At 69.3% G+C, this 13,843-nt stretch carries 9 protein-coding genes; 5 read left to right on the top strand and 4 right to left on the bottom strand.

The window, feature by feature from the left end:
• Positions 1-17: 17 nt before the first annotated feature.
• The gene (locus IPG50_20500) at positions 18-1,424 is read right to left on the bottom strand and encodes a PQQ-binding-like beta-propeller repeat protein (protein ID MBK6694566.1); all 1,407 of its coding nucleotides are present in this window, start codon (positions 1,422-1,424) and stop codon (positions 18-20) included.
• 67 nt (positions 1,425-1,491) lie between these two features.
• Complete coding sequence (locus tag IPG50_20495) at positions 1,492-3,333, bottom strand: sigma 54-interacting transcriptional regulator (protein ID MBK6694565.1); 1,842 nt, start codon at positions 3,331-3,333, stop codon at positions 1,492-1,494.
• A 72-nt stretch (positions 3,334-3,405) separates the two neighbouring features.
• Between IPG50_20495 and IPG50_20490 the strand changes: the two genes are divergently transcribed.
• A complete protein-coding gene (locus IPG50_20490) occupies positions 3,406-4,350 on the top strand; it encodes a hypothetical protein (GenBank protein ID MBK6694564.1) in 945 nt (314 codons plus the stop codon).
• Positions 4,351-4,352: 2 nt separating this feature from the next.
• On the opposite strand, the gene IPG50_20485 is transcribed toward IPG50_20490, so the two are convergent.
• Positions 4,353-6,581: a methyltransferase domain-containing protein gene (locus IPG50_20485; GenBank protein MBK6694563.1), complete on the bottom strand. Its 2,229-nt coding sequence runs from the start codon at positions 6,579-6,581 to the stop codon at positions 4,353-4,355.
• Positions 6,582-6,668: 87 nt separating this feature from the next.
• On the opposite strand from IPG50_20485, the gene IPG50_20480 reads away from it, so the two are divergent.
• Positions 6,669-8,099 (top strand): hypothetical protein, encoded by a 1,431-nt coding sequence (locus IPG50_20480; protein ID MBK6694562.1) that lies wholly within the window; start codon positions 6,669-6,671, stop codon positions 8,097-8,099.
• Between the two features lie 18 nt (positions 8,100-8,117).
• Here the strand turns inward: IPG50_20480 and IPG50_20475 are convergent, their stop codons facing one another.
• Positions 8,118-9,470, bottom strand: a complete 1,353-nt coding sequence (locus IPG50_20475) for a DUF814 domain-containing protein (GenBank protein MBK6694561.1) — start codon at positions 9,468-9,470, stop codon at positions 8,118-8,120.
• A 109-nt stretch (positions 9,471-9,579) separates the two neighbouring features.
• On the opposite strand from IPG50_20475, the gene IPG50_20470 reads away from it, so the two are divergent.
• From IPG50_20470 to IPG50_20460, 3 genes are all read left to right on the top strand, one after another.
• The gene (locus IPG50_20470; GenBank protein MBK6694560.1) at positions 9,580-10,839 is read left to right on the top strand and encodes a hypothetical protein; all 1,260 of its coding nucleotides are present in this window, start codon (positions 9,580-9,582) and stop codon (positions 10,837-10,839) included.
• Positions 10,840-10,941: 102 nt separating this feature from the next.
• Entirely contained in the window at positions 10,942-11,691 is a 750-nt protein-coding gene (locus IPG50_20465; GenBank protein ID MBK6694559.1) for a translation initiation factor IF-3, read from the top strand.
• Between the two features lie 94 nt (positions 11,692-11,785).
• Positions 11,786-13,822 (top strand): hypothetical protein, encoded by a 2,037-nt coding sequence (locus IPG50_20460; GenBank protein MBK6694558.1) that lies wholly within the window; start codon positions 11,786-11,788, stop codon positions 13,820-13,822.
• The last annotated feature ends 21 nt before the right edge of the window (positions 13,823-13,843 follow it).

Raw genomic sequence — 13,843 nt, 5'->3', positions numbered from 1 at the left:
CGAAGCGCGCGGCGTCGCTACGGGCCGAGCACATAGAGCGTATCGGCGAAGGGAACGTAGACGCTCCCGTCGGCGCCGAGCGCCGGTGCCTGGAGATCGGCGCTGCTCAAATCAATGGGAACGGCCCAACGCTCTGCGCCGTCAGGGGCCAGCGACACGACGCGCGCGTCAGGCGTCTTGACGTGCGCGAACACGAGATCACCGTCGCCGGTCGCGATGAGGCCGCCGCGGCGGCCAGAGAGCGGCGTGGCGGTGGTGGCTCCGTTCGACGCGTCGAGGAAGAGCAGGTCGAAGCCGTCGCCGAACCACGCGCCCGTGGTTGTCAGCGCAGGAAAGAGCGCTCCCGCATTTCCGCTGCCGGCGCCCTTCGTGGCGACGACGGTACCGGTGGAGGTGAACACGGAGAGGCCCGTCAGGCTGCGCACCACGATCTGCCCCTGGCCGTCGACGGCCGGCACCGTCGAGGGCTTCGACGCGAGCGGCTTCGTCCAATTGAACGTGCCGCCGGGGTTGAACGAAACCAGCCGCGCGTCGGTGCTCCCGAGGGCGGCCCCTTGCACGACCACGAGCGAGCCCGTCGCCGTCGCGGTGACGGCGCCATGAAAGAACGCAGCGCTCCCGTCCAACGCGAAGGTCCACGCGTCGCTGCCGTCGGAGGCAAACGCGCGAACGGAGGCGCCAGCCGTGACCACCACGGTGCCGTCGCCCAAGATCAAGGGCGCGCCCACCGCCGTGCCCAGCTGTTTGGTCCAATTGACGACGCCGCCGCGCGAAAGCGCGACCAGCGCGTTGCCCGCCGCCACATAGATAGGGCCGCCGGCCGCGAGGACCGGTGCGCCGACCTCGGGGACCACGTAGGCCGGCGAGCCGCTCACGTCGGTGCGCCAAAGCTCTTTGGTGCCGCCGATGGCGACGACGTAGTTGCGCAGCGAGCTGTCGGCCAGCTCGGTCACGAGCCCGTACGCGACGCCCGCGCCGTCGACGGCCACGCTGCTCGCGAACCACGTGAACGTCGACGACCCGGTCGTGGGTGCGAGCGCGACGCGGCGTCGAAGTTTCGGCGCCGCCAGCGAGGGTGCTGCCGAGCGGTTGGGGCGCGTCGGGCAAAACCCCGGCATGGGCCACGACGCGGTGACGTCGAGGCCGCCGCGATCGCCGCACTCGGGTAGCGATACCTGCGCGTCGCCGCCCGCGTCCTTGCTGCGCGCGTCCGCCGGCGGCGCATCGTCTGCTCTGTCGGAGGCGGCGCTCGCATCGGAGGCGTTAGCGTCGTCGGGGGATTCCTCCTCGCGCGCGACGCGGTTGAAGTCTGCGCCGATGAGGCCTTCGCACGCCGCGAGCGTCGCGACGCACACGACGGGAGCGATGCGGGCGCGCCAGGGCTTCACACAAGTGAGAATGGCCCAGCGGCGTCGTCGTCGCAACGTCGCTCGCGTGGATCGCGCGAGAAGACTTTTTCCGCATCGCGGAAACGTTTTTCCGAGCGAACGCTCAGAGCTCTTCGAGGTAACGAAACACCGTGCGTGGCGTCACGAGGAGGGCCTCGGCGGCAGCGGTGCGGTTGCCGCCGAAGCGCGCGACGACCTCTCGCACGTACTCCTTAAGGTACTCGTCGCGGGCCAACGCCAACGGGCGCACGAAGCTCGCGTCGGGCACGACACCGAAGCCCAGGTCGACCTCCGTGAGCGACGACCCCTCCGCCATCACGACCGCGCGTCGCACCGTGGCTTCGAGCTCCCTCACGTTGCCGTCCCATCGCGCCTTGCGCATGGCCGCGAGCGCCCCATCGGTGAACGTGAGCTCTGGCCGGTTCGCGGCTCGCCGCTCGCGCCGCAGGAAATGGGCCGCGAGCTCGATGACGTCGCCGCCCCGCTCACGGAGCGGCGGCAACGTCAGCGTCACGCCGGCGATGCGAAAATACAGGTCTTGGCGGAAGGCCTTCTGCGCGACCGCTTCTTCGAGCGCTCGGTTCGTCGCGCACACGATGCGCACGTCGACGGCGACGCTCGCCTCGTCGCCCACAGGCGTGACGCGGCCTTCCTGGAGGACGCGCAAGAGTGCGACTTGTTGCGCGAGCGGCATGTCGCCGATCTCGTCGAGGAAGAGCGTTCCGCCGTCGGCGGAGCGAAAGAAGCCGGGGCGATCGCGGACCGCCTGCGTGAACGCGCCGCGCTTGTGCCCGAAGAGCTCGCTTGCGAGGAGGTCTGGCGCGATGGCGCCGCAGTGAACCGCCACGAAGGGGCCGCTGGCGCGCGCGCTGAGCCGATGGATCTCGTGGGCCACGACCTCTTTGCCAGTGCCGGTCTCGCCGAGGAGGAGCACCGGCACCGTCGCCGCCGCCACCTTGCGGACACGTGCCACAAGTTCGCGCGTCGGCGCGGCACCGCCGAGGATGCGCGTCGCTTCGCCGCGCGGCGAGTCGCCTAGTTGGTCGAGCCGCGTCTCGAGCGAGGCGCGCTCCCGCGCCGTTTGCATGAGCGAAGCGGCGAGCTCGGCGTAAAGCGTGGCGACCTCGACGAGGCGCGCGTCGTCGCCGTTTGAGGCACGCGGCGCGTCGGCTCGCCGGCTCAGATAGAGGGCACCGCGGATGCGCTCGCCGGCGCGGACCGGTGCCGCGAAGACCGTGCGCCCGGCGCCGCCGAGGACGCTCGCCTGCGACATCAAGTCGGGGTCGATGCGCGTGTCGGCGACGAAGATCGGCTCGCCTCCGTCGCGGAGTCGTCGGAGTAGCGTTCGGCTGTAGAGCGCCTCTTCTTCCGAGAGATCGCCCCGAGTCGTCGACGCAAAGCTCGAAGCGTCGCCTTCTTCCGTGAACGCCAGCAGGGTCCCGGAGGTCGTTTGCGTGAGCGCGAGCGCGTCGTCGAGGAGCTGCGTCGCAAGCTCGCTGGCGCGAGCCGTCGCGGGCTCGTCGACCGACGCTTCCGCCGGAGCCGTCGTGGCCTTTGCCAGAGCGACCAGGCGGTGGCACAAATCGACGATCGTCGCCGAGGACGCGTCGCCCGGCGTCTTGGACGCGCTCGTCGTCGTTGTCGTCAGGGGCGCGCCGCTCCGTTGGAACCACAAGGCCGTGCGGCCCGCGATCATTAGATCGCCGTGTTGCAACAGGTGCGTCCGGGGCCGGTGGCCGTTGACCGCGAGCGGCAACGCGTGGCGCACGAGCAGGTAGGTCGTTCCGTCGCGCTGAATGGAGCAGTGAATGCTCGCCAGCTCCGGATCGGCGATCCGGAGGTTCACGTCGCTGCCACTTCCGACGGTGATCACCTCGGCGTCGAGGGGACACGTTTGGGGAGTGCCCGTGCCGTCGAAGAACACGAGACGGGGAGAGCCGTCCATCGCCCGAGACTACCCCATCGAGGGCGGTATCGAGCACGTTTGCGGCGGCGCGCGAGGTGTTACCTTCCGATCATGCGCGGCGCTGCATGTGGAGGCCTCCCGCTCGGCGTTGGCCTCATTGTGGCTGCCATGGCGTTGACGACGTTCGCGTCGGCGGAGCCGCTCAACCCTGCCGCCACAGCCGACGCGCTCTTTCGGGAAGGCCGTGCCGCGGCGAGCCGTGGCGACGTCGCGGCGGCTGCGAAGCTCTTCGCCGAGAGCGAGCGATTGAGCCCGGCACCGGGCACCCGGTTGAATCTGGCGCTCGCGGAAGAGCGGCTCGGCAAGCTTCTGCCGGCGTGGGAGCACGCTCGCTCGGCGCTCGACAAGCTCGAGCCTGCCGATGAGCGGCATCGCATCGCCGCCGAGCTCTTCGCGCGCCTCGACGCGCGCGTCCCTCGCCTCAAGCTCGTCGGCGACTTGCCCCCTTCGGCGCGCATCGAGCTCGATGGACTTGCGCTCGACGCGGCGAGCTTGCGCGTCGCCTTGCCGGTCGCCGTCGGTGAACACCGCGTGCGCGTCTCCAAAGACGGACACGCGGACGCGCAGCTTCGCCGCACCGTCGCCGAAGGCGAGCGCGCCGAGTTGCTTGTGGCCGTGGGGGCACCGCTCCCCCTTGCCGCAAAGGGCGCCGGAACCGCGCCGCCCGTCGCTCCATCGCGCAGCGCCTGGCCCCGAAAGGCCGCGTGGATAGGCCTCGCCGTGGGCGGCGCCGCGCTCGCCGCTTCGGCCGTCACCGGCGCGCTCGCGCTCAGTCGGAAAGGCGACGTGGATGCCGGTTGCGACGACACCGGCTGCGACGCGGCAGGGCTCGACGCCGCGCGCTCTGGCAAGACCCTCGCGCTCACGTCCACCGTCGCGGGCATCACCGGCGCCGCTTTTGTGGCGGCCGGCGTCACAATCCTGCTTGTGGTTCCGTCACCGGGAGCCCCGAGCCGCGGCGAGGCATTCGTGGGCTTGCGCATCCCGCTCCGCTGAGCTCAATCGAGCAGGCCGAGCGCGTGCGCCGCGCGCATCGCCACGACGCGGAGGTGCATGTCGGGAACGAGCGGAAGGTTCTGCCGTATTTCACGAAGCGGCACCCACCTGAGGCCTTCGCGCTTCGTCGGCTCCTGACGCTGCACCTCGAAGGCGTAAGGATGAACCACCTCCGGCGTGATGCCCGGCGCGGGGTGATACGACCCGCCGAGCGAATAGGCGCGGGCCGTTTGAATGCCGTATTCGGCGCGGAGGCGCTCTCGCGCAAACTCGAGCGCAGCCCGCCGCGCGCGGAGGCCACGGGGAAGCCGCCACGCGGGCGTGACCAGCAACGCCGAGCTGCCGGAGAACGCCTGCGCCGCGGGCAAGTCGTCGTCGTCCACGCCGAGGTAGAACTCGCCGCCGATGCGAGCCACCACCGCCGCCGCGAGGGTGCTGGGCGACAAGGTTCGCGGTACCACTCGCTCGAGCACCCGTTCGCCAACGACGCGCGCGTCCCCATCGAGCTCGCGGATGGTGCTGGCCGCGAGCTCGAGAAACCCGGCGCTCTCGGAAGCGCGAGCAAAGGCGCGTCGCCGCGGTCGCGCTTCGAGGGCGCCCCACGTTGTGACGCGTTCCGGCAGGACCGTCGCCGGCGCGAACTCGAGGGCCTCGCCGAGGTAGGGGCCCAAAGGCAGCCTTTCTTGAGCGAAGAGCGCGTGCACCGCCAGCTCGAGGCGCGCGTCGGGCAAGCCGCCCACCTGGGCGGCGCGCAGCACCTGACGAGCTTCGAGGGCGCGCACGCGTCCCGACGTGCTCCAGCCGGAAAAATTGGCGACGGTTTCGGCGATGAGCATCTCGTCGATCTCGACGAAGACCGTGCGCACCTCCTCTTGGATGCCGCCCGGCGACGGATAAAACAGCGGCCCCGGCGTCATCTGGTGAATCGCCTCGGGGCCAAGGCCGAGGACCTCGAAGAGCGCCTCTTCGACCGTTTGGCCGATGGGCTTTTCACCCTGCCTCGCGTTGAGCGGTTCGGTTACGTAGGGCGAGGGCCTTCCGCCGTCGAGCGCGTCTTCGCCGGCCGGCGCCGCCGCGAGGAGGGGACGCGGGTAGCTCATTCGAGCCACGACGAAGCGCTCCGGACCGCTCGTGAAGGTGGGCACGATGTCGACGAGCAGGTTGGGCTTGCGCACAAGATCGCGGAGGCGCCCGCTCTTCTGCTCTCGGTAGTGGGTCATTTCGAGGTAGCCGAGTGGCGCAGCGTCAGCGCCGACCTCGAAGCGCACGCCCTCACCGGGTAAGACACGCTCGCCGGCGATGACGTAGTTGGTGGGCGGCAAGTCGAGCGGCACGCCGGCCTCGTCGTAAAGCGCGCACTTGCCGTCGAGGCGGTTTCTCACGATCCACGGGTTGTGAATCGGCGCCGACGCGAGCAGGCGCAATCCCAGTGACGCGAAGACCTGCTCGAAGCGCTCTTGGGTGAAGTACGTGTACTCCTCCTTCACCTCCGCTTCCCAATCGGCGCGGTAGTCCTTTCGCAGCAAAAACTCGGCGGCGAGCTTGCGAGTGGTTCGAAAGCGCCGAAACCCTGGCGCCGGCTTCGGGCCCGCGTCGACTCCGCGCTCGAAGGTAAAGCCGGGCTCGTCGTGGAGGCTCCGAAACTCGCGCGCAAACCGCTCAAAGAGCGCCGCCGTCGAAGCGCTGCGCGGATCGTCGGTCGCGGCTCCATCGTTGTCCAAGACGTCGAGGAGCACGAGGTCGCTCTCCGGCCGTCGCCCTTGACGGGTCGGGTCGACGAAGTCACGGACGACGAGCACGCCGTGGGCCTTGAGAGCCTTGACCTGCACCATGAGCGCGTCCGCAGCGTTGCCGTGACGGTAGCCGCCGAACGACGTCACGTGGTGCAAGACGGAGCTGTTGAAGATGCCGTCGACGCTCTCATCATCGAAGACTGGCTTGGCGATGTCGCCGGCCACGAACGACAGGTTGTCGCGGCGGTACTTCTCCTTGGCCAACGTCACCATGGTCGGATCGAGGTCGACGCCCACGACATCGAGCTCCGGATAGAGCGCGGCGAGCGCTTCGCTGCCGGCGCCCGAGCCCATGCCCATGTCGGCGACGCGCCCGCGGCACAGAAGGTACGCGGCCGTCACGGCGACCTTCTGCTTCATCGCCGCGTCCATGCTCGCGAGGTAGCGTTCGTAGGCGGCCGGATCTCCACGGCGCGGCGGTGACGAAGGTCGGCTCATTGGACCGCCAGCGTAACCGCATGCGGCGCCGTTCGTGCGCGCTCGCGCGACGGAGCGCCTCGATTCGATCTACATTCGCGCCCCACGATGGGACGCGTCACCTTGGCCTTCGCGTTCGCCTTCGCGTTCACGGGCGCGCCCCGCCTCGCCTCGGCCCAGTCGACAGCGCCTCCCATCACCGACAACCGGTACACGCTCCAGTTTCATCAAGGCCCCGTCACCACGGCCACCCGCATCATCGGCCTCGGCGGCGCCTACGCGGCGCTCGCCGAATACACCGAGGGGGTCTACGCGAACAGCGCGGCCTCGGCGGTCCGTGTTCCGTGGAGTGTGTCCCGCTTCGACTACGACTTGAGCCCATCGATCACGGTCCCGGGCGCGTTTCAGCACACGGACTTTGAGAATCGAGGCCGCGTCGGCACGACCAACCGGTTCGACAACTCGCTGAACGTCGGCTTCGGGTTTCAGGCTCAATACGGCGCCTTCGGAGCCACCTTGGCCCTCGACTACAACTCCTTCGACTTGCGTGAAGCCGGCGCACGAACGCGAAGCGGCCAGATCGGTCTCCACCGCGGCATCACCTCCATCGGCTACGCGCTCTTCGAGGGCCAGCTCCTCCTCGGCGTCGGAGTCCGCGGCGCGTTTCTCGGTGTCGTCGACGGCATCCCGAACTTCGGCTCCGTCGGCATCGGTGGCCATTTCGGCGGCATCTATGCACCGGCGGGGCTACCGCTTCGGCTCGGCGCGAGCTACCGCGACGCCGTGGAGGTGACCAAGATCCGCGGCGTCGAGACGCGGTCCGATGGAGCCGAGGTCGCCGTGGGCCGCATTCTGCCGGACCGCGCCGCCTTGCCGTGGGAGTTGCAGCTAGGCCTCATGCTCGGCCTCGGCGGCTACCCCGACAACAACAAGTGGATCGACCCCGACGTCGACGAAGCGCCGCTCCGGGCACGGCTCGAGTCGGCGCGACTCGAGAGGGCCGCCGCCTACTCGCAAGAGGTCTCGAGCGCGGCGCCCGCAGCGCGCGGTGCGTTGCTCGCGCGACTCGAAGCCGACGAGCGCGCGCTTCGGGCCCAAGAGGACGAGGCCCTGCGACAGAACTTCCGTTGGCTCGAGCGGAAGCGCGCGGCGCGCTGGGAGAGTTGGTCGAGGCGAGGCGTCATGCTGGCCGGCGACTTGCTGCTGACGGGGCCCTCGTCGCGTCCGTCCATCGGCATCGAGGACTTCCTCGATCAGCGGGTCGTTCCCTTCGGGCAGACGCTCACCGTGTCGCCGCGTCTCGGCGTCGAGACGGAGCTTGTGCCGCACTACGTCAAGGTGCGAACGGGGACCTACGTCGAGCCGTCGCGCTTCGAGGAGGGCGCGCCGCGCCAACACTTCACGGCGGGCGTCGACTTTCGTCTCTTCGTCTTCAACCCGCTGGGCCTCTTGAGCTCCGCCCCCATGCGCCTCCGTCTCGTTGCCGATGTCGCGCCTCGCTACACCAACTACGGCTTCGCCCTCGGCACTTGGCACTGAGCGCCAAGCGCGCGCGCGTCACGTCACCTCCTCACGCTCGAGCAGCTCTTTGGTTGTCGCCGCGTCGACGCGCAAGACGAGCACCTTCTCACGCTCCACCACGACGAAGCCCGGCGGCGAGCCCTTCGGCTTTCGGATGTAGCGGCGCTCGGCGTATTGCACGTCGACGACCGTCTCGTCGCGAGCGTCGGAGAAGTGCGCCGCCAAGTGCGCCGCGTCCACGAGGTCTTCGGAAGGACACGTCTTGCCCTTTTCGAGGACCGCGATCACGTGCGCACCGGTGCGCTCCTTCGCGTGCACCCACAGATCGAACGGACGCGCGACGTGGAGCGTGAGCTCGTCGTTGTCTGTGGCGCCTTTCCCCACGAAGAGGCGCCGCCCACTCTGCGCGAGGAACGTGCGATACGCGACGCGGCGCCCAAGACCAAGGCGGTCTTTGCCGGTCGCCGAAGCGCCTCTCGCCGCCGCGCCCGGCAGCGTCACGTCGCGCGGCGCCACACGTTTGGCCTCGCGTCCGAGGCCCTCGATCTCTTCGAGCGACTCACTCGTGGTGAGCCGCGCCTTTAGATCGCAGAGCGCCGCGAGGTTCTTCTCCACGACGGCCAGGCGCTCCTCGGCGACGCGCGCGCCGAGGCGCAGTCGCTTGGCGCGCTTGAACATGGCGGCGACCTGCTCGCTCGCGCCCTTCGCCGGATCGAGGGCGACGCGCATGGGCACCGCCTCGCCCGTGGACCAGTCGGTCACGACGAGCTCGCGGGCGCCGCGTGGGGCACGTTTCGCTTCCGCCACGAGCCACTGAGCCTGTGCCGCGAGGGCGCCGGCTTCGTGGATCTTGGCTAGATCCCCGCGCACCGCCTCGGCGCGTCGCTCGATGCGTTTGGCCCCCTTGTCGATGGCGCCTCGAAGCTCGTCGCGCCTTTGATCGAGGGCCAGCGTGGCGACTTCAAGGACGAGCTCGCGGCCGCGCGCGAGCCAACGCTCCCGCGCCTCATCGGAGGCGTCGATGAAGGGCGTGAGCTCGCGGGTCGCGCCGCCGTCGACATCGCTGACGACGACGCGCGCGCGTTCCGCGACGATACGCCGGAGCGTTCCCTTCTGGTCGATGAGGATCTCGCGGGCCCCAAGCGCGAGGACGCGCGCGCCGACGAGCGATTCTTCGCGCGCCTTCATGCGCGGCGCGCCGCCCGGCAGCCGGCCGCCCCACGCGCGCTTTCGGTCATCGCCTTCGAGCAGCGCAACCTCGCCGCCGCCCCGCGTGGCGGCCGCCAGGATCCATGAGCTCTGGCCGGGGACCCGCACCTTGAGGACGAGCAGGCGGTCGGTGCTGTCGACCTCTTGCACGAGCGCGCTTGGTGCCTCGTCGTCCGTCATAGGAAGCGAGGCTAGCAGCGACCGAGAGGGGTTTATCTCGACGAAACCGCACTGGAGACGTCAGGTGAGGTTGTGTAGGGACGCAATTTCGGCCACGTCTTCCAGGCTCATGGTGTTTTCACGCGCGCTCGTCCCCTCGCTCCTATTTTCCATCATTGGCCTCGCGGCCGCCTGCGGCTCCAGCGACCGAGACCCGGTCTCCGCCAACGCGGACGGCGGCGCGGGAAACGGCGTCGGCAATGGCCAGCCTGGTTTCGGCGGTCCCGGCACCGAGCCGAGCGATGCCACGCCGCCCGCCGTCGGCACGCTGACGGGCAAAGTCGTGATGCCCGAGGGCACGATCCCCGTGTCCGACGCCCTCGTGTACCTCACCTCGCAGGTGCCGGAGCCGATCCCGACGGGCGCTTATTGCGACAAGTGCGTCGCGCTCTCGAGCTACGCCTTCACGTACTCGAAGCCCGACGGCACCTTCGAGCTTCCGGCGTACGCCACCGGCGACCAATACCTGGTGGTCCAGAAGGGCCAGTTTCGGCGCTACCGCACCATCACCGTCGTCCCTGGACCGCAGGTCGTGCCCGATGGACGCACGCGCCTGCCCGGCAAGAACAACGCGCAGCTCGGCGACACGGTCCCGCGGATGCTCATCTGGCCGGGGAGCTGGGATCACGTCGAGCGCTCCCTCAAGAAGATCGGTCTCGAGGAGTTCGACAAGTTCGAGCCGGGCTTCGACTTCAACGCTCCCGCCGCGAAGATGAAGGAGTTTCCGAACTACCACATGATCTTCCTGCCCTGCTCGGGCACCGTGAAGCTGGGCGAGTCGCCCCAATGTGGCGTGCTCGTCGACGACGGCCTCATGAATGCCAGCAAGGACTTCGTGGCGAAGGGCGGCAAGCTCTACGTCACCGACTGGAGCTACGAATACGTTCGGCAAGGGTGGAAGGGCGCGCTCACTTGGGAAGGTGAGTCCGCCCAAATCGGCTCGGCATGTCAGGGCGGCGGCGGCGAGGCGGCGGCGAGCTGGGACGATCCGTCGCTCAAGAACTGGATGGTCGCCATCGGCGAGGGCAGCGCCTCCGTTAAAGGGGCCTGGACGACCCTCAAGAGCGCCAACCCCGTGCCCGTCGTCGACGAGAACGGCGCCACGAAGACCGAGGCGCCCAAGGTTTGGGTCTCTTCCGGTGGCCGCCCGACGACGGTGTCCTTCCAAGACCGCTGCGGTCGCGTCCTCTACAGCACGTACCACACGGAGGGCTCCGACTCGTCGATCGGAGGCACCGGCGAGTTCCTGGCGCAAGAGAAGGCGCTCATGCACATCCTCCTCGAGGTTGGCGTCTGCGTGGGACCGAAGCCCCAGCCGCCCCCCAAATAGCGCCGGCAGCGCCAATGGGCGCCCGTTGATCGTTGACCCCACGGGGGCATCGGGGCAGCATCCCGGTTCGTCCAAAGAGGAGGTCAGGGTCCGCCAATGCCTATGGGTCGTCCCCGTTTCGATCCGCGCCAACAAGGTCGCGGCGGTTTTCAGACGCGCGTCAACCATCGAATTCGTGTGCCGGAGGTGCGCGTCATCGGCGCCGATGGCTCCATGCTCGGTGTACTCGCGACACACGACGCGCTTCGCATGGCGCAAGAGCAGGGCCTCGACCTCGTAGAGGTGAACCCGAAGGCAGAGCCTCCGGTCTGCAAGATCCTCGACTTCGGAAAGCACAAGTACGAAGAGAAGAAGAAGGCCGCTGAAGCCAAGCGCAAGCAGACGGTCATCGAGATCAAAGAGGTCAAGCTTCGGCCCAAGACCGACGACCACGACCTCGAGGTCAAGATTCGCCACGCTCGTCGCTTCATCGAGTCGGGCCACAAGTGCAAGATCACGGTGCGCTTCCGCGGCCGCGAGATCGCGCACCCGCAAAAGGCGCAAGAGCAGCTCGAGCACTTCGTCAAGGGCACGGAGGACATCGCGAACCTCGAAGCCCGACCGATGATGGAAGGCCGCACCATGACGGTGCTCCTCGCGCCGAAGCCGCAGGTCATGCAAAAGGTCGCTCAGGCCAAGATCGCCGCCGAGAAGGCGCGGCAGCTGGCCGAACGTGAAGGCCGTGAGCCGCCGCCGCCGAGCGCCTCGCTTCCGGACCTCCCGGATGACGACGACGACGACGATGACGACGACGATGATGACGACGACGACGATGGAGACGGCGAAGCGGAAGCCGAAGGCGGCAAAGCCTGACATCGCATGACCGCTCGGCTGAGTCGCTCGTGTCCTCGAGTCGTGTCTCGAGCAAGGGCGGCACCAGCCGAGCGGATGATTTGATCGCGAGGGAATGATGCGAAGAGGTGCCGTCGCCAGCGTCTTGGTCGCCCTAGCCCTCGCCCTAGCCCTCGCCGGCGGGCAAGCCCACGCCGCGCTTACGCCGAGCGAGCTGGCGCAAGTGCGCGACGCGGTCGCTGGCGCCCGCGGCGGCGCGTCGCCGGCGAAGATCCGAGCCCTCATCGCGCGTCCCGACCTGTCCGACGACGAGGCGTCGGCGGCGCTGTCGCAGGCGCTCCAACAGGTCGCGTTCACGCCGGCTCGCGCGCAGCTCCTCAAGGACGTCGTCTTTGGCGGAGCGTCGGTGGCCTCGCGGCCCGTGCTCGCCTTGGCTGTCGTGCGAGCGCTCCTCGCTCGCGCCGACGCGCTGCTCTTGAAGCAGGGCGCCGCGCTCCCCGACGACACCGACGCGCTCGCCGAGCTCTTGCGCATCTACGCCTACCTCGACAAGGAGATCGCCGGCGCGCCGGGCCGTCGAGGCGTCGGTCGCGAACCGCAAAACGGCATCTCGCTCGCGGCCTACGACGACGCGGCGAAGGCGCTTTCGCAGCACCTCGAGCGGCACGCCAAGTGGCTTCGCGACGACGTGAAGCTCCCGCCGGGCGCTACGCGTGTTCGAGCTCAAGCGAAGCTCGCGCTGCTCGACATGATGAACGAGAGCGCGACGATGCGCGTCGAAGCGGCCGACCGGCTCGGGCTCGTCGGTGCGCGGCGCTCGTTTTACACGGAGCTCGGCGTCCTCGTGCTCGACACGGGCGTTGCCGATGACGCACGCGTCGACCGCGTGCGCGCCATTGTGTCTCGCATGCCTGGCGCCCGCGACGGCACCAGCGCCATCTACTTCGGTGAGCTGAAGCCCGAGCTCGTGGCGCGCGGTGCGGTGCTGGGCGTCAAGAATTCACTCGAAGCCGGCGCCGGCCAGAACAAGGTCTCGCCGGCGGCCCGCGAGAATGTGTTCCCCGACGACGTCGAGCCGAGCGCGTCCGATCCCGTCTCCGTCGACCTCGCGCGCGAGCTCTCCACCTTCGTCGTGGCGCGCGCCATGGGGCGGCGGGCGGAGCTACAGGGGCGCATCGAGCGCGACACGCGCGCGGTCCAAGGTGACGCGTCGCGACTCTTCGGCGGCGAACTCAAGGGTGAAGCGCAGGCGGCGCTCGGCGTCTCGTTCTTGCTGCTCGACGCTCCCCGCACCCTCGATCTCGCGATGTCACGCTTCCTGAGCGGGCGGCCCGAGACGGCGGCGCTCTTCTCCGATGCCCTCGGTGTCCTCGCGACGCACGCGTCACCGCGTGAGGGATCCCCGGGCCTCGCCATCGCCCTCGGCCGGCCGAGCGGAGACGGCACGACGGAGACGGTGTGGGCGACCGAGGTCGAACTCTTTCCCGACGGCAGCGCCCGAAAGTTCACGCTCCTCGGCGCCAAGTGGGAGCTCCTGCGGGGTGAGTCCGGCGTCGTCACCGCGGTGCGGCGCAACGGCGGAGCCGTCACCTTGGCGGCGCTGCCGTCGGTTCGCGTAGCCGTCCGCGATGCCGCCGAGTGGCGCGGCGCCGGGCTCTATTTCACGCGGCTCGCCGGGACCCCAAGGGCCGGCATCGACAGCAACGGGCGCCTGCGGCTCGTCGGCACCGGCGATCGAAACTTCGATTCCATCTTCACAGCGACGCCGGGCCCCGACGTCGTCGTCGACGCGGACTTGAAGGTCTTCGGTGCCCCCGGAGGCTTGCTGGGCCGTGCGGCACCTGGCGAATCGGGCTTCCGGGGCGTCGGCCTCTTCGTCGACCCAAACCCGAAAGCGGGGACCATGAAGCTCGCGCTGCGCGCCGTGCTTGATTCGGGAGCGGGCTCGGAGATCGTGCCGTCCCAGGAGGTTCGCTACGCGCCAACGCTCCACGTGCGCATGGCCCTCAAGGGCAACAAAGTGGACGTGACCGCCGGCGGCGTCACCTTCAAGGGAACGCTGCCGCCGGGCTTGGCGTCCGGTGGCGTGGGCCTAGAGGCCGATCACGGCGCGAGCGTCGAGGTCTCAGGGCTGACGATCAAGAGGCACTGAGTTGGTGAATCGTGACGTGCG

Source organism: Myxococcales bacterium (assembly GCA_016703425.1).
Lineage (GTDB): Bacteria > Myxococcota_A > Polyangia > Polyangiales > Polyangiaceae > JADJCA01.
The sequence above is the reverse complement of the archived record's forward strand: the minus strand, read 5'-3'. Positions and strand labels throughout refer to the sequence as shown.